The 21612-nt window shown below is 63.7% G+C and carries 25 protein-coding genes and 1 tRNA gene; 22 read left to right on the top strand and 4 right to left on the bottom strand.

Annotated features, from left to right (window positions below; all coding sequences use genetic code 11):
• Positions 1–86 precede the first annotated feature (86 nt).
• Positions 87–1205: an LPS export ABC transporter permease LptF gene (lptF, locus tag ACYJSS_RS16230; RefSeq protein WP_111263254.1), complete on the top strand. Its 1119-nt coding sequence runs from the start codon at positions 87–89 to the stop codon at positions 1203–1205.
• On the top strand, positions 1198–2259 hold the full coding sequence (gene lptG / locus ACYJSS_RS16225) for an LPS export ABC transporter permease LptG (RefSeq protein ID WP_111263255.1): 1062 nt from the start codon (positions 1198–1200) through the stop codon (positions 2257–2259). Before lptF ends, lptG begins: the two co-directional genes overlap by 8 nt.
• 62 nt (positions 2260–2321) lie before the next feature.
• Here the strand turns inward: lptG and ACYJSS_RS16220 are convergent, their stop codons facing one another.
• From ACYJSS_RS16220 to ACYJSS_RS16210, 3 genes are all read right to left on the bottom strand, one after another.
• Positions 2322–2819, bottom strand: a complete 498-nt coding sequence (locus ACYJSS_RS16220) for an RDD family protein (RefSeq protein ID WP_111263256.1) — start codon at positions 2817–2819, stop codon at positions 2322–2324.
• Between the two features lie 112 nt (positions 2820–2931).
• Positions 2932–3144 carry a cold-shock protein gene (locus ACYJSS_RS16215; protein ID WP_003459665.1) on the bottom strand — a complete coding sequence of 71 codons (213 nt, stop codon included), beginning with the start codon at positions 3142–3144 and terminating at the stop codon, positions 2932–2934.
• Positions 3145–3488: 344 nt separating this feature from the next.
• A tRNA-Leu gene (locus ACYJSS_RS16210) sits at positions 3489–3575 on the bottom strand.
• Positions 3576–3682: 107 nt separating this feature from the next.
• Between ACYJSS_RS16210 and queA the strand changes: the two genes are divergently transcribed.
• From queA to ACYJSS_RS16180, 6 genes are all read left to right on the top strand, one after another.
• Positions 3683–4732 (top strand): tRNA preQ1(34) S-adenosylmethionine ribosyltransferase-isomerase QueA, encoded by a 1050-nt coding sequence (gene queA / locus ACYJSS_RS16205; RefSeq protein WP_111263257.1) that lies wholly within the window; start codon positions 3683–3685, stop codon positions 4730–4732.
• 14 nt (positions 4733–4746) lie between these two features.
• Positions 4747–5862, top strand: a complete 1116-nt coding sequence (gene tgt / locus ACYJSS_RS16200) for a tRNA guanosine(34) transglycosylase Tgt (protein WP_173173118.1) — start codon at positions 4747–4749, stop codon at positions 5860–5862.
• Between the two features lie 56 nt (positions 5863–5918).
• The gene (gene yajC / locus ACYJSS_RS16195; protein ID WP_111263259.1) at positions 5919–6260 is read left to right on the top strand and encodes a preprotein translocase subunit YajC; all 342 of its coding nucleotides are present in this window, start codon (positions 5919–5921) and stop codon (positions 6258–6260) included.
• Positions 6261–6321: 61 nt separating this feature from the next.
• Positions 6322–8184: a protein translocase subunit SecD gene (gene secD / locus ACYJSS_RS16190; RefSeq protein WP_236205444.1), complete on the top strand. Its 1863-nt coding sequence runs from the start codon at positions 6322–6324 to the stop codon at positions 8182–8184.
• Between the two features lie 7 nt (positions 8185–8191).
• Positions 8192–9106, top strand: coding sequence for a protein translocase subunit SecF (gene secF, locus ACYJSS_RS16185; protein WP_111263261.1), 915 nt, complete (start codon positions 8192–8194; stop codon positions 9104–9106).
• A gap of 197 nt (positions 9107–9303) precedes the next feature.
• Positions 9304–9858, top strand: a complete 555-nt coding sequence (locus tag ACYJSS_RS16180; protein ID WP_111263297.1) for a glycine zipper 2TM domain-containing protein — start codon at positions 9304–9306, stop codon at positions 9856–9858.
• 93 nt (positions 9859–9951) lie between these two features.
• On the opposite strand, the gene suhB is transcribed toward ACYJSS_RS16180, so the two are convergent.
• Entirely contained in the window at positions 9952–10767 is an 816-nt protein-coding gene (gene suhB / locus ACYJSS_RS16175) for a type III secretion system regulator SuhB (protein ID WP_111263262.1), read from the bottom strand.
• A 146-nt stretch (positions 10768–10913) separates the two neighbouring features.
• Between suhB and trmJ the strand changes: the two genes are divergently transcribed.
• From trmJ to ACYJSS_RS16105, 14 genes are all read left to right on the top strand, one after another.
• A complete protein-coding gene (gene trmJ / locus ACYJSS_RS16170) occupies positions 10914–11687 on the top strand; it encodes a tRNA (cytosine(32)/uridine(32)-2'-O)-methyltransferase TrmJ (RefSeq protein WP_111263263.1) in 774 nt (257 codons plus the stop codon).
• Entirely contained in the window at positions 11687–12463 is a 777-nt protein-coding gene (cysE, locus tag ACYJSS_RS16165; protein WP_111263264.1) for a serine O-acetyltransferase, read from the top strand. The genes trmJ and cysE overlap by 1 nt, the downstream gene beginning before the upstream one ends.
• A gap of 137 nt (positions 12464–12600) precedes the next feature.
• On the top strand, positions 12601–13107 hold the full coding sequence (gene iscR, locus ACYJSS_RS16160) for a Fe-S cluster assembly transcriptional regulator IscR (RefSeq protein ID WP_111263265.1): 507 nt from the start codon (positions 12601–12603) through the stop codon (positions 13105–13107).
• A gap of 30 nt (positions 13108–13137) precedes the next feature.
• Entirely contained in the window at positions 13138–14352 is a 1215-nt protein-coding gene (locus tag ACYJSS_RS16155; protein WP_236205445.1) for an IscS subfamily cysteine desulfurase, read from the top strand.
• Between the two features lie 31 nt (positions 14353–14383).
• Positions 14384–14770, top strand: coding sequence for a Fe-S cluster assembly scaffold IscU (iscU, locus tag ACYJSS_RS16150; RefSeq protein WP_021220845.1), 387 nt, complete (start codon positions 14384–14386; stop codon positions 14768–14770).
• 25 nt (positions 14771–14795) lie between these two features.
• The gene (gene iscA, locus ACYJSS_RS16145; protein ID WP_111263267.1) at positions 14796–15119 is read left to right on the top strand and encodes an iron-sulfur cluster assembly protein IscA; all 324 of its coding nucleotides are present in this window, start codon (positions 14796–14798) and stop codon (positions 15117–15119) included.
• Positions 15120–15127: 8 nt separating this feature from the next.
• Positions 15128–15649, top strand: coding sequence for a co-chaperone HscB (gene hscB, locus ACYJSS_RS16140; RefSeq protein WP_236205446.1), 522 nt, complete (start codon positions 15128–15130; stop codon positions 15647–15649).
• Between the two features lie 48 nt (positions 15650–15697).
• Entirely contained in the window at positions 15698–17557 is a 1860-nt protein-coding gene (gene hscA, locus ACYJSS_RS16135; protein ID WP_236205447.1) for a Fe-S protein assembly chaperone HscA, read from the top strand.
• Positions 17558–17560: 3 nt separating this feature from the next.
• Positions 17561–17899, top strand: coding sequence for an ISC system 2Fe-2S type ferredoxin (gene fdx / locus ACYJSS_RS16130; protein ID WP_111263270.1), 339 nt, complete (start codon positions 17561–17563; stop codon positions 17897–17899).
• A 9-nt stretch (positions 17900–17908) separates the two neighbouring features.
• Positions 17909–18109: a Fe-S cluster assembly protein IscX gene (iscX, locus tag ACYJSS_RS16125; RefSeq protein WP_111263271.1), complete on the top strand. Its 201-nt coding sequence runs from the start codon at positions 17909–17911 to the stop codon at positions 18107–18109.
• A 92-nt stretch (positions 18110–18201) separates the two neighbouring features.
• Positions 18202–18633, top strand: a complete 432-nt coding sequence (ndk, locus tag ACYJSS_RS16120) for a nucleoside-diphosphate kinase (protein WP_111263272.1) — start codon at positions 18202–18204, stop codon at positions 18631–18633.
• A gap of 24 nt (positions 18634–18657) precedes the next feature.
• Positions 18658–19806: a dual-specificity RNA methyltransferase RlmN gene (gene rlmN / locus ACYJSS_RS16115; RefSeq protein ID WP_111263273.1), complete on the top strand. Its 1149-nt coding sequence runs from the start codon at positions 18658–18660 to the stop codon at positions 19804–19806.
• Positions 19807–19819: 13 nt separating this feature from the next.
• Positions 19820–20575 carry a type IV pilus biogenesis/stability protein PilW gene (gene pilW / locus ACYJSS_RS16110; protein ID WP_111263274.1) on the top strand — a complete coding sequence of 252 codons (756 nt, stop codon included), beginning with the start codon at positions 19820–19822 and terminating at the stop codon, positions 20573–20575.
• A complete protein-coding gene (locus ACYJSS_RS16105) occupies positions 20572–21609 on the top strand; it encodes a RodZ domain-containing protein (RefSeq protein WP_236205448.1) in 1038 nt (345 codons plus the stop codon). Before pilW ends, ACYJSS_RS16105 begins: the two co-directional genes overlap by 4 nt.
• Positions 21610–21612 lie beyond the last annotated feature (3 nt).

The raw sequence follows: 21612 nt of genomic DNA, 5'->3' as shown, positions 1-21612 counted from the left end.
CAGTGGTCCGCCGGTTCGGCGGGCTGGCCACAAAGCGGCTAGTTTGAGCGTAGCCGCCTGAGCCTGACAACCCTGGAGTGTCTGGTTTGATTGTCTTCCGTTATCTGTCCCGTGAAGTCCTGGTCACCCTCAGCGCCGTGAGTGCGGTGCTGCTGGTGATCATCATGAGTGGTCGCTTCATCAAGTACCTGGCCCAGGCCGCGCAAGGCGTCCTCGACCCGGGCGTGCTGTTCCTGATCATGGGCTTTCGCCTGCCGGGCTTCCTCGAGCTGATCCTGCCGCTGGGCCTGTTCCTCGGTTTCCTCCTGGCCTATGGCCGGCTCTACCTGGACAGCGAGATGACCGTGCTCGCCGCCACCGGCATGAGCCAGCAGCGCCTGATGGCCTACAGCCTGGCGCCGGCGACCCTGGTGGCGCTGCTGGTTGCCTGGCTGAGCCTGGGCCTGGCCCCGCAGGGCGTGGCGCAGGTGGCACGCATCCTCAATGAGCAGGACGCGCTGACCGAGTTCGACACGCTGGTGCCCGGCCGCTTTCAGACCATGAAGAACGGCACGCGGGTGACCTACACCGAGAGCCTCTCGGCTGATCGCGGCGAGCTGGGTGGAGTGTTCATCTCCGAGAAGCGCCTGTCGCAGGACAACAAGGAACGTGGCATCGGGGTGCTGGTGGCGGAGAAGGGCCGCCAGGTCATCCACGAGGATGGCAGCCGCTACCTGATCCTGGAGAACGGCTACCGCTACGACGGCAACCCGGGCAAGGCCGACTATCGCGCGATCAAGTACGAGACCTACGGCATCCTCCTGCCCAAGCCGGAGATCAGCAGCGAGATCGGCGAGCGCGAGGCGATCCCGACGTCCGAGCTGATCGGCAGCGACAACCCGCGTTACCAGGCGGAGCTGCAGTGGCGGATTTCCATCCCGCTGCTGGTGTTCGTGGTGACCCTGCTGGCGGTGCCGCTGTCGCGGGTCAATCCGCGCCAGGGCCGCTTCCTCAAGCTGCTGCCGGCGATCCTCCTTTATATGGCCTACCTGTCCCTGCTGATCGCTGCGCGCGGCCAGCTGGACAAGGGCAAGATCCCCATGGCGCTCGGCCTCTGGTGGGTGCACGGGATGTTCCTGGTGGTCGGCCTGTCATTGCTTTACTGGGAGCCGTTGCGGCTGAAGTGGGCAGCTCGTCGTGATGCCCGTGAGGTGGCCCATGGTTAGGTTGGATCGTTATATCGGCACCAGCGTGTTCTTCGGCATCCTCGCGGTGCTGGGGGTGATAGTCGGGCTGGCGCTGCTGTTCGCCTTCATCGATGAACTGGGCGACGTCGACGGCTCCTACGGCGTCATGGAAGCGGCCGTCTATGTACTCATGACCACGCCGCGGCGCATCTACGAGATGCTGCCGATGGCCGCGCTGATCGGCAGCCTGATCGGCCTCGGCGGCCTGGCCAGCAGCAGCGAGCTGACCATCATGCGGGCGGCGGGTGTGTCCATCGGGCGCATCGTCTGGGCGGTGATGAAGCCGCTGCTGGTGTTGATGCTGGTGGGCGTGCTGATCGGTGAATACGTCGCGCCCTGGAGCGAGAACCTGGCCCAGGGCAACCGTGCGCTTGCGCAGGGCGGTGGCGAGGCGCAGAGCGCGAAGCGCGGCCAGTGGCATCGCCAGGGCAACCAGTACGTGCACATCAACGCCGTGCAGCCCAATGGCGTGCTCTATGGCGTGACCCGCTACGACTTCGATGGCGAGCGACGCATGCAGTCGGCGAGCTTCGCCCGCCGTGCCATGTACCAGACCGATCACTGGCAGCTGGAAGACGTTTCCACGACCTACTTCCGTGGCGACCACACCGAAGTGATCGAGTCGCCGAACGAGCGCTGGGACATCGAGCTGAGCCCGCAACTGCTGGGCACCGTGGCGATGGAGCCCGAAGCGCTGTCGATCACCGGGCTGTGGCGCTACACCCACTACCTGGCGGACCAGGGGCTGAACAATGGCCGCTACTGGCTGGCGTTCTGGACCAAGGTGCTGCAGCCACTGGTCACCGGTGCGCTGGTGCTGATGGCGATTTCCTTCATCTTCGGTCCGCTGCGATCGGTGACGCTGGGGCAGCGCGTGTTCACCGGCGTGGTGATCGGCTTCGTGGTGCGCATCAGCCAGGACCTGCTCGGGCCATCCAGCCTGGTGTTCGGGTTCTCGCCGCTGCTGGCGGTGCTGATCCCGGCGGGAATCTGCGCGCTGGCTGGCGTGCTGCTGCTGAGGCGCGCGGGGTAGTTCTCCCGGGCAAAAAAAAGCCGGCTGCGAGCCGGCTTTTTCTTGGGTGCGATTCGGCGGCGCTACTTCTTGTGGATGTTCTTCGGCAGCTGCACCACCTGGCTGTCGGAGTACATGTCGTGCCAGCTGCGTTTCTGCTTGTCGAATATCATCCACAGGAAGCCGAGGCCGAAGCAGAGCCAGGAGCCGATGGCGACCACGAAGCGCAGCAGGGCCTGCCACAGGCTGATGGCCGAGCCGTCGCGGTTCTGGATGCGCACGCCCCAGACCTGCATGCCGAGGGTCTGGCCGCCGCGCATCCAGAACTTGCTGAAGAAGGCGAACAGGCTGAGGAACAGCAGGCTGGAGAGTATGGGGTCGCCGATCAGCGCACCTTGCTCGGCCATCTGCCGCAGGCGTTCGCCACCGAAGATCGCGCGCAGTATCACCTGCTGGTAGAAGAGGGTGACCACCATCATCAGGGCCACGCAGAGGAGGAAGTCATAGAAGATCGCGGCGAAGCGACGGATCGGCCCGGCGACGGGGAAGTCGCCTTCGGGGCGCAGTTTCGGGTTCGGCATGGAAAGCCCTTGCAAGCGTGGGGTTGCGACATTCTAAAGGCTGGGCCCTATGGAATCACGGGCATAAAAAAACCCCCGATGTTTCCATCGGGGGTTCTTTCAAGCAGGAGGCTTAGCCCAGGACTTGAACCTGGTCGGCCTGCATGCCTTTTTGACCTTGCACAGCGACGAAGCTGACTTTCTGGCCTTCTTTCAGGCTCTTGAAGCCGTTACCTTCGATTGCGCGGAAGTGCACGAACAGATCCGGACCGCTTTCGGGGGTGATGAAACCAAAACCCTTCTCGTCGTTGAACCACTTAACGGTGCCGTTTTGACGATTCGACATGTCTTATTTCCTTGAAACTAGAGTTGATGACAGCCTCTTGCTTTTCTTAAAGCATAGAGGGCTGGAACTGGTTGCAGAGAGTAAGAGAAGTCGAGCGGGATGTAGCGGATCTGTAGGATCTACTGCACCAGGTCACGATTCAACAGCGACCCATGCAAACACAGTGCGCACACTCTACGCTAACTTTCTTTGAATTGCCAACCCCCCGAAAGCTCAATGCTAGGCGGGGTTTGGGAAGATTTCCAATGCTGATGCACTGCATCTGGAAAAAGGACGCAACAGGAGGATGAAAAGCCGTTGCGGAGGGCTGCAAGTCCGTCTAGGACGAAGGCTTGCTGGAGTCGTGGTGCCCCGGGAGAGACTCGAACTCTCACTCTGTCGCCAGAAACGGATTTTGAATCCGCCGCGTCTACCGATTCCGCCACCGGGGCACGATGGCGGCGCAGTATAGGGAGGCGACCGAGGCGGGTCAATCCGCCCGCGTGGTCAGATTTCCGCATTTCCGTTAATATTCGCGCCCCTGCGAGACGACCCCACCATGCGCGTTGCCGACTTCCACTTCGAGCTCCCCGAGCACCTCATCGCCCGCCATCCCCTGAGCGAGCGCCGCGCCAGCCGCCTGCTGGTGCTGGACGGCCCCACCGGCGAACTGGCCCACAAGGGTTTCGCCGACCTGCTGGGCTACCTGCGCCCCGGAGACCTGATGGTGTTCAACAACACCCGGGTCATCCCGGCGCGCCTGTTCGGCCAGAAAGCCTCTGGCGGCAAGCTGGAAATCCTCGTGGAGCGCGTGCTGGACAGCCACCGCGTGCTCGCCCATGTGCGTTCGAGCAAGTCGCCCAAGCCGGGTTCGACCATCCTCATCGACGGTGGCGCCGAGGCGACCATGCTTGCGCGGCACGATGCGCTGTTCGAGCTGGGCTTCGCCGAAGAGGTGCTGCCCTTGCTTGATCGCCTCGGGCACATGCCATTGCCTCCTTATATAGACAGGCCGGACGAGGATGCCGATCGCGAGCGCTACCAGACTGTCTATGCACGCCATGCCGGTGCCGTCGCGGCGCCCACGGCCGGGCTGCATTTCGACGAGGCGCTGCTGGAATCCATCGCGGCCAAGGGCGTCGAGACGGCCTTCGTCACCCTGCACGTCGGGGCTGGCACCTTCCAGCCGGTTCGTGTCGAGCGTATCGAGGAGCACCACATGCACCGCGAGTGGCTCCAGGTCGACCAGGAGGTCGTGGATGCGGTCGCCGCCTGCCGTGCGCGAGGGGGGCGGGTGATCGCCGTAGGAACTACCAGCGTGCGTTCGCTGGAAAGCGCCGCGCGGGACGGTACGCTCAAGCCCTTCAGTGGCGATACCGACATCTTCATCTATCCGGGCAAGCCGTTCCATGTGGTGGATGCCCTGGTGACCAATTTCCATCTTCCCGAATCCACCCTGCTGATGCTGGTGTCGGCCTTCGCCGGCTACCCGGAGACCATGGCTGCCTATGCGGCGGCGGTCGAGCAGGGCTATCGCTTCTTCAGTTACGGTGATGCCATGTTCATCACCCGCAACCCCGCACCGCGCGGGCCCGAGGACCAAGCATGACACGCACCTGCCGCATGACCTTCGAACTGCTGGCCACCGAAGGCAAGGCCCGTCGTGGCCGCCTGACCTTCCCCCGTGGCGTGGTCGAGACGCCGGCCTTCATGCCGGTCGGCACCTATGGGACGGTGAAGGGCATGCTGCCGCGCGACATCGAGGCCATCGGCGCGCAGATCATCCTCGGCAACACCTTCCACCTCTGGCTGCGCCCGGGCATGGAGGTGATCAAGCGTCACGGCGACCTGCACGACTTCATGCAATGGCAGGGACCGATCCTCACCGACTCGGGGGGCTTCCAGGTGTTCAGCCTGGGCGCGATGCGCAAGATCAAGGAGGAGGGCGTGACCTTCGCCTCCCCAGTCGACGGCGCCAAGGTATTCATGGGGCCCGAGGAGTCGATGCAGGTCCAGCGCGACCTCGGCTCGGACATCGTGATGATCTTCGACGAGTGCACGCCCTATCCGGCGGATTTCGACGTGGCCAGGCGCTCCATGGAACTGTCGCTGCGTTGGGCCGGCCGTTCCAAGGCCGCCCACGGCGAAAGCACCGCTGCGCTGTTCGGCATCGTCCAGGGCGGCATGCATGAAGAGCTGCGCATGCGTTCGCTCGAAGGGCTGGACCGGATCGGCTTCGATGGTCTGGCCATCGGTGGGCTGTCGGTGGGGGAGCCCAAGGAAGAGATGATCCGCGTGCTCGACTACCTGCCGGCGCAGATGCCGGCCGACAAGCCGCGCTACCTGATGGGTGTCGGCAAGCCGGAGGATCTTGTGGAGGGCGTACGGCGCGGCGTCGATATGTTCGACTGCGTGATGCCCACCCGCAACGCGCGCAACGGCCACCTTTTCGTCGAGACCGGGGTGCTGAAGATCCGCAACTCGGTGCACAAGCACGATGATTCGCCGCTGGATCCGAGCTGCGACTGTTACACCTGCAAACATTTCTCCAGGGCCTATCTGCACCATCTGGACAAATGCGGCGAAATGCTCGGCAGCATGTTGAATACAATCCACAACTTGCGGCATTACCAGCGCCTTATGGCTGGTTTGCGCGAGGCAATCCAACAGGGTAAATTGGCCGCCTTTGTCGATGCCTTCTATGCCCGGCGCGGACTACCGACACCGCCCCTGGACTGATAACGCCGCATATATAGAGCTGAACATTCTTCGTATTTTCGCAACAGGAGTGCTACATGAGCTTTCTGATTCCCGCCGCCTATGCCGACGCCGCTGCCCCGGCAGCCGCCGCTGGTCCCGCCGGCACCGGCTTTGAGTGGGTTTTCCTGATCGGTTTCCTGGTCATCTTCTACCTGATGATCTGGCGTCCCCAGTCCAAGCGCGCCAAGGAACACAAGAACCTGCTGGGCAACCTGCAGAAGGGCGACGAAGTGGTCACCTCCGGCGGTATCGCTGGCAAGGTGGTCAAGGTTTCCGATGACTTCGTGGTCATCGAGGTTTCCGATACCGTCGAGCTGAAGATCCAGAAGGTCGCCATCGCGGCCACGCTGCCGAAAGGCACGCTGAAAGCCATCTAACGATTCGTTCTTCACCATTCACGGGGCGCCTAAGGCGCCCCGCGTCATAACGGGCGGTGTCATGCTCAACAAATACCCTCTGTGGAAATATCTGCTGATCCTGGCGGTTCTCGCCCTCGGCCTGGTTTATTCCGCTCCCAACCTCTACCCCGATGACCCGGCCATCCAGGTATCCGGCAACAGCACGGCGCTGAAGATCCAGCAGGGCGATCTCGATCGCTCCGTGGCGGCTCTCAAGCAGGCCGGGATCGAAGTGAAAAGTGCTAGCGTCAGCGAGCGCGGTGGCTTGCTGCGCCTGACGAAGCTGGGCGATCAGCTGCCGGCCAAGGATGTCGTGCGCAAGGTCCTGGGGGACGACTACGTGGTCGCGCTCAACCTGGCACCGACCACTCCTGACTGGCTGCGCAGCGTGCATGCGACGCCGATGAAGCTCGGCCTCGACCTCTCCGGCGGCGTGCACTTCCTGCTGGAAGTGGACATGGAGAAAGCCGTATCCGCCCGCGTGAAGATCTACGAAGGCGAAGTCCGCACCCTGCTGCGCAAGGAGCGCGTGCGTTACCGCAGCCTGCCGGGCATCGACAATGGCTTCCAGCTCGGCTTCAGCGACCAGGAGTCGCTGGAAAAAGCCCAGTCGCTGATCCGCAAATCCTTCACCGACTTCGATCTGAAGACCGCCGAGCGTGGCGACCAGCAGGTGATGAGCCTGACCCTGACCCAGGCCAAGCTGACCGAGATCCGCGAATACTCGATCAAGCAGAACCTGACCACCGTCCGCAACCGTGTGAACGAGTTGGGCGTCTCCGAGCCGCTGGTGCAGCGCCAGGGCGCCAACCGCATCGTGGTCGAGCTGCCAGGTGTGCAGGACACCGCCGAAGCCAAGCGCATCCTGGGCAAGACCGCCAACCTCGAATTCCGCCTCGCCGCTGCACCCGATGCCAGCAAGGCCAGCACCGAATCCTTCGAATTCCGTGAGCCGGGGCGCCCGCCCGTGCCGCTGGAGCGCAGCCTGATCATCACCGGTGACCAGGTCACCGATGCCCAGGCCAGCTATGACGAGAACGGCCGCCCGCAGGTGAACATCCGTCTGGATGGCCACGGTGGCGAGCTGATGAACCGTGCCACCCGCAACAACGTCGGTCGCAGCATGGCGGTGATCTTCATCGAGCAGCGCCCGTTGACCCGCTACGTCAAGCAGGTGGTCGACGGCGTCGAGCAGGAAGTTGCGATCCAGAGCTTCAAGGAAGAGAAGAAGATCATCAGCCTGGCGACCATCCAGTCGCCGCTGGGCAGCCAGTTCCGCATCACCGGCCTGAACGGCCAGGGCGAGTCCTCCGAGCTGGCTCTGCTGCTGCGCGCCGGTGGCCTGGCCGCACCGATGTACTTCGCCGAGGAACGCACCATCGGTCCGAGCCTGGGTGCCGAGAACATCATCAAGGGCATCGAATCCACCGAGTGGGCGATGATCTTCGTGTCGCTGTTCATCATCGCCATCTACCGTTTCTTCGGTGTGCTGGCGACCGTTGCTCTGGCCTTCAACCTGGCGCTGCTGGTAGGGCTGATGTCCGCGATCGGTGCGACCCTCACCCTGCCGGGCATCGCGGGTATCGTGCTGACCCTGGGCATGGCGGTGGACGCCAACGTGCTGATCTTCTCGCGGATACGCGAGGAGCTTGCCAATGGCATGTCCGTGCAGCGTGCCATTCATGAAGGTTTCGACCGCGCCTATGCGGCGATCGTCGACTCCAACCTGACCACCCTGCTGGTGGGCGGCATTCTCTTCGCGCTGGGTACTGGCCCGATCAAGGGCTTCGCCGTCACCATGTCGCTGGGTATCGTCACCTCGATGTTCACTGCGATCATGTTCACCCGTGGTCTGGTCAACCTGATCTTCGGTGGCCGTAACTTCAAGAAACTGTGGATCTGAGGCAGCCATGATCAAGTCAACAATCCGCTTCATGGCGATCCGCAATTTCGCGTTCGCCGTCACCGTCGTCATCAGCCTGATCGGTATCGGTGCGCTGTTCATGAAGGGCCTTAACTTCGGCCTGGACTTCACCGGCGGCACCCTGATCGAGCTGGCGTACGAGAAGCCCGCCAACCTCGAGCTGATCAAGGAAGAGCTGGGCCAGGCCGGCTACCGCGATGCCGTTGTGCAGAGCTTCGGTGCCAGCACCGATGTGCTGGTACGCCTGGCGGGTGAAGACCCCCAGTTGGGTAACCAGGTTGCCGCGTCCCTGCGCAAGATCGACGCCGAGAGCAAGTTCGTGGTCAAGCGCGTCGAGTTCGTCGGTCCGCAGGTGGGCGAAGAGCTGCGTGACCAGGGTGGCCTCGCCATGCTGCTCGCGCTGGGCGGTGTCCTGCTGTATCTGGCATTCCGCTTCCAGTGGAAGTTCGGCGTCGGTGCGGTCGCTTCCCTGGTGCACGACGTGATCGTCACCCTCGGCATCCTCGCGTTCTTCCAGTTGCCGTTCGACCTGACCGTGCTGGCGGCTGTGCTGGCGATGATCGGTTATTCGCTGAACGACACCATCATCATCTTCGACCGTATCCGCGAGAACTTCCGCGTACTGCGCAAGGCCGACCTGATCGAGAACATCGACGTCTCGTGCACCCAGACCCTGTTGCGTACCATCGCCACCTCCACTTCCACCGCGCTGGCTCTGGTCGCGCTGCTGGTGTTCGGTGGCGACAGCCTGCACGGCTTCGCGGTCGCGCTGCTGGTGGGTGTGGTCGTGGGTACCTATTCCTCGATCTACATCAGCGCCCCGGTGCTGATCTGGCTGGGCCTGAGTTCGGAGGATCTGATTCCTCCGGCCGTGGCCACCGAGGTGGACGAGCGTCCCTGAGTTTGAGTGTGCTGCCAGAAGGGCCTGCATCTGCAGGCCCTTTTTGTTTGGGGCGGTGTTCATCTCGCAGGGGCGCGGTGTGATGGTTGTCCCAGTCGATGGCGTGGGATAGGTCCTACGGGAACTCGGGAAAAAAGCTGTACTCCAAGGCAGGGAGTAGGGCGCAGATGCGCCGGTTGATGAACCAGGAGGTCCATGTGAACAAGTCGATGCTCGTCGGCGCCGTTTTGGGTGCGGTCGGTGTAACCGCCGGTGGCGCTGTCGCTACCTACAGCCTTGTGGGTAATGGCCCCGAATATGCCGAGGTGCTCGCGGTGCAGCCGGTCAAGGAAACCTTCAAGACCCCGCGTGAGGTCTGCAAGGACGTCGCCGTGACCCGGCAGAAGCCTGTCCAGGACCAGCACCAGATCGCCGGTACCGTGCTGGGTGCGGTGGCGGGTGGTCTGCTGGGCAACCAGATCGGTGGTGGCAACGGCAAGAAGATCGCTACGGTCGCAGGCGCCGTGGGCGGTGGTTATGCCGGCAACAAGGTGCAGGAGCACATGCAGAACAGCGACACCTACACCACCACCGAAACCCGTTGCAACACCGTCCAGGAGACCAACGAGAAGGTCGTCGCCTACGACGTGCAATACCAGTTGGATGGCAAGGTGAACCAGGTGCGCATGGATCATGACCCGGGTGCGCAGATTCCGGTTACCAAGGAAGGTCGTCTGGTACTGACCCAGCGGCAGGCCGGCATCCAGCAGTGATTGCCGGATGAAATGAAGAAGGCGCCTCCGGGCGCCTTTTTCTTGGGCATGAAAAACCCGGCGCCAGGCCGGGTTCTTCGTAACGCGAGCGTATCAGCGCTTCAGCGACGGCGGCAGGTGCGGCTGGATGGCAGTTAGCACGGCCTTGAAGCACTTGGTGTTGCCCGCGACAATGTGGCCTTTCTCGAGGAAGTCGTGGGCACCGGTGAAGTCGCTCACCAGGCCGCCCGCTTCCTGTACCAGCAGGGCGCCAGCGGCCATGTCCCACTCGGACAGGCCGAATTCCCAGAAGGCATCGAAGCGGCCAGCGGCGACATAGGCCAGGTCCAGGCTGGCGGAGCCGGCGCGGCGGATGCCGGCGGTCTGGCCGACCAGGCTGCGGAACATGTTCAGGTAGTTGTCGAGGTTATCCAGCTGGCTGTCGCGGAAGGGGAAGCCGGTGCCCAGGAGGGCGCCTTCCAGGCTCTTGCGCGGGCTGACGCGCAGTCGGCGGCCGTTGAGAGCGGCGCCACGGCCGCGGCTGGCGGTGAACTCTTCCTGGCGGACCGGATCGAGTACCACGGCGTGTTCCAGGCGACCCTTGTATTTGCAGGCGATGCTCACCGCGAAGTGCGGTACGCCGCGGATGAAGTTGGTGGTGCCGTCCAGCGGGTCGATGATCCACTGGTAGTCGGCGCCTTCGCCGGTGCCGGCGATGGAGCCGCCTTCTTCGCCGAGGATGCTGTGGGTCGGGTAGGCCTTGCGCAGGGCCTGGACGATGGTTTCTTCGGCGGCGCGGTCGACCTCGGTGACGTAGTCCTTGGCGTCCTTCTCGTTCACCGAAATCACGTCCAGGCGCTCGATGGAGCGGAAGATCAATTCACCGGCGCTGCGAGCGGCGCGCAGGGCGATATTCAGCATAGGCTGCATGGGGGAGTCACCTGGGTCGTTAAAGAAAGCCGGACATACTATCAGAAAAGCGTGGCTCATGAAGTGCAGGCCGGCGGTTTCATGGCGTTTGACCGAGTGCTTCTGTAAGATTTCACGCCCTGAAGTCTAGGTTTGGAGCCAGCGCCTTGCTGCAAAACATTCGCGTGGTCCTGGTCGGCACCAGCCACCCCGGCAATATCGGTGGGGCGGCGCGTGCCATGAAGAACATGGGGTTGTCGCGCCTGGTACTGGTCGCGCCCGAGCAATTCCCGCATCAGGAAGCCTGGGCGCGCGCCTCCGGTGCCGACGACATCCTCGAATCCGCGCACGTCGTCGCGACCCTGGAAGAGGCGTTGATCGGCTGCAGCATGGTCTATGGCACCAGTGCGCGTGATCGTCATATCCCCTGGCCGTTGCTCGACCCCCGGGAGTGCGGGGTGAGCTGCGTCGAGCAGATCGAGGGCGGCTCCGAGGTGGCGCTGGTATTCGGTCGCGAATACGCCGGCCTGACCAACGAAGAGCTGCAGCGCTGCCAGTTCCATGTCCATATCCCCTCCGACCCCGCGTTCGGTTCGTTGAACCTGGCGGCTGCCGTCCAAGTGCTGACCTACGAGGCGCGCATGGCGTGGCTCGCCGTACAGGGCAAGCCGACCAAGATGGAGAAGGTCGAGCTGACCGCCGAGGAAAATCTCCAGCCGGTGACGGTGGATGAGCTGGAGTTGTTCTTCGGCCACCTCGAACGGACCCTGGTGGAAATCGGCTTTCTCGATCCTGAACGGCCGCGCCACCTGATGTCACGGCTGCGCCGCCTTTATGGGCGCAGTGCGATCAGCAAGCTCGAGATGAATATCCTGCGCGGCATTCTGACGGAAACCCAGAAAGCGGCGCGTGGAGAGATCCAGAAGCGGAGAGAGAAGTGATGTTCGAACGCATGCGAGAAGACATTCAGAGCGTATTCCACCGTGACCCGGCTGCGCGCAATGCCTTCGAGGTGCTCACCTGCTACCCCGGTCTGCATGCCATCTGGCTGCACCGTCTGGCCCATGCCCTGTGGCTGGCCGGCTGGAAGTGGCTGGCGCGACTGGTATCGAACTTCGGCCGCTGGATGACCGGCATCGAGATTCACCCGGGGGCGCGGATCGGCCGGCGCTTCTTCATCGACCACGGCATGGGCATCGTCATCGGCGAGACCGCCGAAATCGGCAACGACGTGACGCTCTATCAGGGGGTGACGCTGGGCGGCACCAGCTGGAATGCCGGCAAGCGCCATCCGACGCTGGAAGATGGCGTGGTGGTCGGGGCGGGGGCCAAGGTGCTCGGTCCGTTCACGGTCGGGGCCGGTGCCAAGATCGGTTCCAATGCCGTGGTGACCAAGGCGGTGCCTGCGGGGGCTACCGCCGTGGGGATTCCTGGGCGGATCATCGTCAAGGAGGATCCGGAGAAGACGGCGAAGCGCCAGGCGATTGCCGAGAAGTTCGGGTTCGATGCCTATGGCGTAGGCCAGGACATGCCAGACCCCGTGGCGCGGGCGATCGGTCAGTTGCTCGACCATGTCCAGGCGGTGGACGAGCGTCTCGAGGGCATGTGCAGGGCGCTGACTGCGTTGGGGAGCGACTACTGCGCCAGCGCCTTGCCGGAGCTGCGCGACGAAGACTTCGAGGGTGTGAAGGACCAGGCGCGCCCGCCAGCGGCCTGATAGGCGTGGTGGTGCGTTTCTGATATCATGCGCGCCCCTGTATCTGCTAAATCCGACTATTTTGATAGGTCTTATAGTTGACTTGAATAGTCGGGAATAGCATACTCGCTGGCAAATCAGCGAACCGTGGAATCCCCATGCGCTTGACTACCAAAGGCCGCTACGCCGTCACAGCCATGCTCGACCTGGCTTTGCATTCGCAGCAAGGTCCGGTTTCTCTGGCTGATATTTCCGAGCGTCAGGGCATCTCCCTTTCCTATCTCGAACAGCTTTTCGCCAAGTTGCGCCGTGGCAACCTGGTCAGCAGCGTTCGTGGCCCGGGTGGCGGTTATCAGTTGTCCCGCGATGTGGGCAGTATCTACGTGGCCCAGGTCATCGATGCCGTCAACGAGTCGGTCGACGTCACGCGCTGCCAGGGGCAGGGCAATTGCGACTCCTCCGGAGGCGCCTGCCTGACCCACCACCTGTGGGATGACCTGAGCATGCAGATCCACGAGTTCCTCAGCAGCATCAGCCTGAGCGACATCGTCGCCCGCAACGAAGTCCAAGAGGTGGCCCAGCGCCAGAACGAGCGCCATGACCAGCGTCGCCTCGGTGGCAGGATGCCGCGTTCAGAAAAGATTGAAGTGTCCGCCATCGAATGAGCAGGGCGCCCGCCTGATAGGAGATAACCGATGAAATTGCCGATTTACCTGGACTACTCCGCCACGACGCCAGTGGACCCGCGGGTTGCGCAGAAGATGAGCGACTGCCTGTTGGTCGATGGCAACTTCGGCAACCCGGCCTCGCGTTCCCACGTGTTTGGTTGGCGGGCCGAGGAAGCGGTCGAGAACGCCCGTCGCCAGGTGGCCGAACTGGTCAATGCCGACCCGCGCGAAATCGTCTGGACCTCCGGTGCCACCGAGTCCGACAACCTGGCCATCAAGGGCGTGGCGCACTTCTACCACACCAAGGGCAAGCACATCGTCACCTCCAAGATCGAGCACAAGGCGGTCCTGGATACCACTCGCCAACTCGAGCGTGAAGGCTTCGAAGTCACCTACATCGAGCCGGGCGAAGATGGCCTGATCACTCCCGCCATGGTCGAAGCGGCCCTGCGCGAAGACACCATCCTGGTGTCGGTGATGCACGTGAACAACGAGATCGGCACCATCAACGACATCGCGGCCATCGGCGAGCTGACCCGTGCCCGCGGCATCCTGTTCCATGTCGATGCGGCCCAGTCCACCGGCAAGGTCGAGATCGACCTGGACAAGCTGAAAGTCGACCTGATGTCCTTCTCCGCCCACAAGACCTACGGTCCTAAGGGTATCGGTGCCCTCTACGTACGCCGCAAACCGCGCGTGCGCCTGGAGGCCCTGATGCACGGTGGTGGTCATGAGCGCGGTATGCGTTCCGGCACCCTCGCCACCCACCAGATCGTCGGCATGGGTGAAGCCTTCCACATCGCCAAGCAGGAAATGGCCCCCGAAAATCAGCGAATCAAGGCGCTGGCGGATCGCTTCTGGGCTGCCGTGGATGGCATGGAAGAGCTCTACCTCAACGGTAGCGCCACCTCCCGCGTGCCGCACAACCTGAATATCAGCTTCAACTACGTCGAAGGCGAGTCGCTGATCATGGCCCTCAAGGACCTCGCGGTCTCCTCGGGTTCGGCCTGCACCTCCGCCTCTCTCGAACCGTCCTACGTGCTGCGCGCGCTGGGTCGCAACGACGAGTTGGCGCACAGCTCCATTCGTTTCACCTTTGGCCGCTTCACCACCGAAGAAGAAGTGGATTACGCCGCCAGCAAGGTCCGTGAAGCCGTAGACAAGCTCCGTGAATTGTCCCCGCTGTGGGACATGTACAAAGAGGGCGTCGACCTCTCGACGGTCGAATGGCAGGCGCACTGACGCCACCCCTGATGAGTGAGGAATAAGCACCATGGCATACAGCGAAAAGGTCATCGACCACTACGAAAACCCGCGCAACGTCGGCAAGCTCGACGCTGAAGATCCCGATGTCGGTACCGGCATGGTCGGCGCTCCGGCGTGCGGCGACGTGATGCGGCTGCAGATCAAGGTCAACGAGCAGGGCGTCATCGAAGACGCCAAGTTCAAGACCTACGGCTGCGGTTCGGCCATCGCCTCCAGCTCCCTCGCCACCGAGTGGATGAAGGGCAAGACCCTGGACGAAGCCGCTGCGATCAAGAACACCACCATTGCCGAAGAACTGGCGCTGCCGCCGGTGAAGATCCACTGCTCGGTCCTGGCCGAGGACGCCATCAAGGCGGCTGTCCAGGATTACAAGCAGAAGAAGGGTCTGCTCTAACCGCTCGACTGAGTAAGGAGTCGCTATGGCCATCAGCATGACCGCTTCCGCCGCCGATCACGTGCGCCGCTCCCTCGAGGGGCGCGGCAAGGGTGAAGGTATCCGCCTGGGTGTCCGCACCACGGGTTGTTCCGGCCTGGCCTATGTCCTGGAGTTCGTCGATGAGTTGGCGGGCGAGGACATGGTCTTCGAAAGCTTCGGCGTGAAGGTGATCATCGACCCGAAGAGCCTGGCCTACCTCGACGGCACCGAGCTGGACTTCGTCCGCGAAGGCCTCAACGAGGGGTTCAAGTTCAACAACCCTAACGTTCGCGGCGAGTGTGGTTGCGGCGAGAGCTTCAACGTCTGAGGCGTTCCGTGGGTACCCCCTGTCATTTCGCATTGTTCGACCTGAAGCCCGGCTTCGACCTCGATCTCGACCAACTGGCGTCTCGCTATCGCGAGCTGGCGCGCAATGCTCACCCGGATCGCTTCGTCGATGCCCCCGAGCGTGAGCAGCGCCTGGCGGTGGAGCACGCGGCGCAATTGAACGAGGCCTACCAGACGCTGAAGAGTGCGCCCCGTCGGGCGCGCTACCTGCTGGCCGTCCGTGGGCACGAGCTGCCGCTGGAGGCTACCGTCAAGGACCCCGAGTTCCTGTTGCAGCAGATGCAGTGGCGGGAAGAGCTCGAGGAGCTGCAGGACAGTGCGGACCTGCCCGGCGTGGCGACCTTCAAGCGACGCCTCAAGATGGCCCAGGCCGATCTTGACCAGGCGTTCTCTGCCTGCTGGAGCGACGAAGCCCGTCGCGAGGAAGCCGAGCGCCTGGTGCGCCGCATGCAGTTCCTCGACAAGCTGACTCACGAAGTGCGCCAACTGGAAGAGCGCCTCGACGACTAACCCGCGCATCGCCGCATGGACGGTGGTGTGCCTGAAAAACAGACAAGCATGGCCCTACTGCAGATCGCCGAACCCGGACAGAGCCCAAAACCGCACCAGCGCCGCCTGGCGGTGGGTATCGACCTGGGCACCACGAATTCCCTGGTAGCCGCCGTTCGCAGTGGCGTTTCCGCGCCGCTCGCCGATGCCGACGGTCAGGTCATCATGCCGTCCGCCGTGCGCTATCACGCCGATCGCGTCGAAGTCGGCCGCTCGGCCAAGGACGCTGCATCCGCCGATCCGCTCAATACCGTCCTGTCGGTCAAGCGCTTCATGGGGCGCGGCCTCGAGGATGTGAAGCAGCTGGGTGAGCAGCTCCCCTATCGCTTCACCACCGGCGAGTCGCACATGCCGTTCATCGAGACCGTGCAGGGTGCCAAGAGCCCTGTGGAGGTCTCCGCTGAAATCCTCCGTGCCTTGCGCCAGCGAGCCGAAGCCACCCTGGGTGGCGAGCTGGTCGGTGCAGTGATCACCGTTCCCGCCTATTTCGACGATGCCCAGCGCCAGGCCACCAAGGATGCTGCGCGCCTCGCCGGCCTGAACGTCCTGCGCCTGCTCAACGAGCCCACTGCCGCTGCCGTGGCGTACGGGCTGGACAAGCAGGCCGAAGGCGTCGTGGCCATCTATGACCTGGGTGGCGGTACCTTCGATATCTCCATCCTGCGTCTGACTCGCGGCGTCTTCGAAGTCATGGCCACTGGTGGCGACAGCGCCCTGGGCGGGGATGATTTCGACCATGCCCTGGCCGGCTGGATCGTCGAGCAGGCCGGTCTTTCCGCCGACCTGGATCCGGGCGCCCAGCGCAGCCTGCTGGAGGCCGCTTGCGCCGCCAAGGAAGCGCTAACCTCCGCCGATGCGGTCGAGGTGCACTATGCGCAGTGGTCGGGCCAACTGACCCGAGCCCGCTTCGATGAGCTCATCGAGCCCATGGTGGCTCGCAGCCTGAAGGCCTGTCGCCGCGCCGTGCGCGATGCCGGTATCGAGCTCGACGAGGTCGAGGCGGTGGTCATGGTGGGTGGTTCCACCCGTGTGCCACGGGTACGCGAGGCGGTCGGCGAGCTTTTTTCCCGTCAGCCCCTGACCGACATCGATCCCGACCAGGTCGTCGCCATTGGCGCTGCCGTCCAGGCGGACACCCTGGCGGGTAACAAGCGCGGCGAAGAACTGCTGCTGCTGGACGTGATCCCGCTGTCCCTGGGGCTCGAAACCATGGGTGGCCTGATGGAGAAGGTGATTCCGCGCAACACCACCATCCCCGTCGCCCGTGCCCAGGAGTTCACCACCTATAAGGACGGCCAGACCGCCATGATGATCCACGTGCTCCAGGGGGAGCGCGAGCTGATCAAGGACTGCCGGTCCCTGGCCCGTTTCGAATTGCGTGGCATCCCGCCGATGGTGGCTGGCGCCGCGAAGATCCGCGTGACCTTCCAGGTGGACGCCGATGGCCTGCTGGGCGTGACCGCCAGCGAGACTTCCTCCGGTGTCGAGGCGAGCATCCAGGTGAAGCCGTCCTACGGCCTGACCGATGGCGAAATCACCCGCATGCTGCAGGACTCCTTCCAGTACGCCGGTGACGACAAGGCCGCCCGCGTCCTGCGCGAGCAGCAGGTCGATGCCCAGCGCCTGATCGAGGCCGTGCAGGCGGCGCTGCAGGCCGATGGCGACGCGTTGCTCAGCGCCGAGGAGCGGATCGCCATCGACTACCAGCTGGAGCAGCTGCAGGGTCTGTTGGCGGGGACCGACGGCGCTGCCATCGAACAGCAAACCAAGCGGCTGACCCAGGTGACCGATGCCTTCGCGGCCCGGCGCATGGACGCCAGCGTCAAGGCCGCCCTGGCGGGCCGCCGACTGAATGAAATCGAGGAATGACTGATGCCGCAGATCGTATTTCTGCCCAATGCCGAGCACTGCCCTGAAGGGATGGTGGTCGAGGCCCAGCCGGGCGAGACCATCATCGCTGCGGCCATGCGCAATGGCCTGGAGATCGAGCACGCCTGTGAGATGTCCTGCGCCTGCACCACCTGCCACGTCGTGGTGCGCGAAGGGTTCAACTCCCTCGAGGCGTCCGACGAGCTCGAGGACGACATGCTGGACAAGGCCTGGGGCCTGGAGGCCGAGTCGCGACTGTCCTGCCAGGCGGTCGTGGGGGAGGTCGATCTCGTCGTGGAGATTCCCAAGTACACTCTCAACCAGGTTTCTGAAAAGCACTGAGGAACGAGCATGAGTCTCAAATGGGTCGATGTTCTGGAGATCGCCATCCAGCTGGCCGAGAGCAAGCCCGAGGTTGACCCGCGCTACGTCAACTTCGTCGACCTGCACAACTGGGTCGTGAGCCTGCCGGAGTTCGATGACGACAGCCAGCGCGGCGGCGAGAAGGTCCTCGAAGCCATCCAGGCTGCCTGGATCGAAGAAGCCGACTGAGCCCGGTCTGCTGACCCTACGCATTTAACAGGAACCCGCGTATAATTCGCGGGTTTAATTTTTCGCTTTAATCCTGATTTCTGGAGTTTCACATGGCCGTTGAACGTACCCTGTCCATCATCAAGCCCGATGCCGTTGCCAAGAACGTGGTTGGCGAGATCGTCACCCGTTTCGAAAAAGCCGGCCTGAGCGTCGTCGCCGCCAAGATGGTCCAGCTCTCCGAGCGCGAAGCCGGTGGTTTCTACGCCGAGCACAAAGAGCGTCCCTTCTTCAAGGATCTGGTTTCCTTCATGACCTCCGGCCCGGTTGTCGTGCAGGTACTGGAAGGCGAAGGCGCCATTGCCAAGAACCGTGAACTGATGGGCGCTACCGACCCGAAGAAAGCCGATGCCGGCACCATCCGCGCCGACTTCGCCGTCTCCATCGACGAAAACGCCGTACACGGTTCCGACTCCGAGGCTTCCGCTGCTCGCGAGATCGCCTACTTCTTCGCCGCCACCGAGGTGTGCGCTCGTATTCGCTGATAGCGAAGGCACGAGGGTGAAGCCATGACTGAATCCACCGGTAAAGTTAACCTGCTGGGCCTGACCCAGCCGCAACTGGAGAGCTTCTTCGAATCCATCGGGGAGAAGCGTTTCCGTGCCGGACAGGTGATGAAATGGATTCACCACTTTGGCGTCGATGATTTCGACGCCATGAGCAATATCGGCAAGGCCTTGCGCGACAAGCTCAAGGCCTCTGCCGAGATTCGCGGTCCCGAGATCGTCAGCCAGGACATCTCCAGCGACGGCACCCGCAAGTGGGTGGTGCGCGTGGCGTCCGGCAGCTGCGTCGAGACCGTGTACATCCCGCAAGGCGGGCGCGGCACCCTCTGCGTCTCCTCCCAGGCGGGCTGCGCGCTGGATTGCAGCTTCTGCTCCACCGGCAAGCAGGGTTTCAACAGCGACCTCACCGCGGCCGAAGTCATCGGCCAGGTCTGGATCGCCAACAAGTCCTTCGGCACCGTCCCGGCCAAGATCGACCGCGCCATCACCAACGTGGTGATGATGGGCATGGGCGAGCCGCTGCTGAACTTCGACAACGTCGTCGCCGCCATGAACATCATGATGGACGACCTCGGCTACGGCATTTCCAAGCGCAAGGTGACCCTCTCCACCTCCGGCGTCGCGCCGATGATCGACAAGCTCGCCGAAGTCACCGACGTGTCCCTGGCACTGTCGCTGCACGCGCCGAACGACGAGTTGCGCAACCAACTGGTGCCGATCAACAAGAAGTACCCCCTGGCGGTGGTGCTCGAGGCCTGCAACCGCTACATCTCCCGCCTGGGCGAGAAGCGTTTCCTGACCATCGAATACACCCTGCTCAAGGATGTGAACGATCAGCCGGCCCACGCTGAGCAGATGATCGCACTCCTCAAGGATTTTCCTTGCAAGATCAACCTGATTCCGTTTAATCCCTTCCCTTTCTCGGGGTACGAGCGGCCGAGCAATAATGCCATTCGCCGCTTCCAGGACCTGCTCCACAAGGCCGGGCACAATGTCACCGTGCGCACCACGCGCGGCGATGACATCGATGCCGCCTGCGGCCAGTTGGTCGGCCAGGTCCAGGATCGTACCCGTCGCAGCGAGCGCTACATCGCCGTGCGCCAGCTCAATGGCGATGGCGACGCACCGCAGAACGCTGCCAACCGAAACTGAAGAGAGGACATCCATGACCTTGCGCCCCGCGCTGCTTCTCGTTTTCGCCAGCCTGGTGGGCTGCGTGTCCACTGGCTCCGTTGACCCGATGAAGACCGCGGAAGGCCGCGACAAGGCCCGCGATGCCTACATCCAGCTGGGCATCGGCTACCTGTCCCAGGGGGCCGCCGAGCGCGCCAAGGTGCCGCTGCGCAAGGCGCTGGAGCTCGACTCCTCCAGCGCCGATGCCAACGCCGCGCTGGCCCTGGTTTTCCAGACCGAAATGGAACCCAAGCTCGCCGACGAGCATTTCCGCAAGGCGCTGTCCTCGCGCACCGACTCGCGCATCCTCAACAACTACGGCGGCTTCCTCTATGAGCAGAAACGCTACGAGGAGGCCTACAAGCGTTTCGAACAGGCCGCCGAAGACAGCCTCTACCCCGAGCGCTCCCGCGTGTTCGAGAACCTCGGGCTGACCGCCCTGCGGATGAACCGCCCGGACCTGGCCAAGCAGCATTTCGACAAGTCCCTGCGACTCAACCGCCAGCAACCGGTGGCGCTGCTGGAGATGGCAGACCTGTCTTATGCCGAGAAGCAGTACGTCCCGGCCCGCGAATACTACGACCGCTACAGCAAGATCGCGCCCCAGACCGCCCGCAGCCTCCTGCTCGGTATCCGTCTGGCCACCGTGTTCGATGACCGCGACCAGGCGGCGAGCCTGGGCCTGCAACTCAAACGACTCTATCCCGGCACGCCGGAATACCAGCAATACCTGTCGGAGCAAAGATGAAAGCGTCGCAACCCGAAATTGCCGCGGCGACCCGTGCCAACCCAGGCGAGACCCTGCGTCAGGCGCGTGAAAGCAAGGACCTGAGCCTTGCCGAGGTCGCGCGACAGCTGAACCTGACCGAACAGGCCCTGCGCCAGCTCGAAGCGGGCTCTTTCGACCAGTTGCCCGGCCACACCTTCGCCCGTGGCTACATCCGTGCCTACGCCAAGCTGCTGGGCATGGACCAGGCGCGCCTGGTGACCGACTTCGACCTCTATACCGGCACCGACGCCACCGGCAGCAACGTCCACAGCCTGGGGCGCATCGAGGAGCCGGTGCGCTTGTCGCAGAGCGTCCTGCGCTTCGTCAGCTTCGCCATCCTGCTGGTCCTGGGCGTCATCGGCTTCCTCTGGTGGCAGGACCAGGCCGAGCGCCGCAGCGGTGAAACCGCCGACATCAGCATGGAGCACGTCGAGGTCGAGAGCGCCGACGGCACCACCCAGATCCACCCGCTGGACGAGCCCGAGGACCAGGCGGTCGTCGAGGCCCAGCAGGGCGAGGAGGGCGCCCCGGGCGAACTCTCCCCCGAGGTCGCCGCGCAGCCGGAAGGCACGCCCCCGTCCGCCGTCGCCTCCGCGTCGGCCCAGGCCCTGCCTCTGCCCCAGTCCAGTGCGCCGGCCACCAGCGCCCCCGTTGCACCGAGCGCCGCCACGGCCACCACTCCGGCCGCTCCCGTCGTGCCTGCCGCGCCCACGGCTCCCGCCGCCACCGCGCCTGCCGCACCTGCACAGGCTCCGGTGGTCGCTGCCGCCGGCCAGGGCCTGGTGCGCATCCAGTTCGTCGCCAATTGCTGGACCCAGCTAACCGATGCCGATGGCAAGGTCCTGCTCAGTGCCCTGAAGCGCAGCGGCGAGTCCGTCGAGCTGGCCGGCAGGCCACCGTTCGAGCTGCGCCTGGGTTACGCCCGTGGCGCCCAGGTCAGCTACAACGGCCAGGCCGTCGATGTGGCGCCCTACACCCACGGTGAGACCGCTCGCCTGAAACTGGGGCAATAAGCC

It is taken from the genome of Pseudomonas sp. No.21, assembly GCF_054558415.1.
Note: the sequence above shows the minus strand (reverse complement) of the source record. Positions and strands in the feature narration are given on the sequence as shown.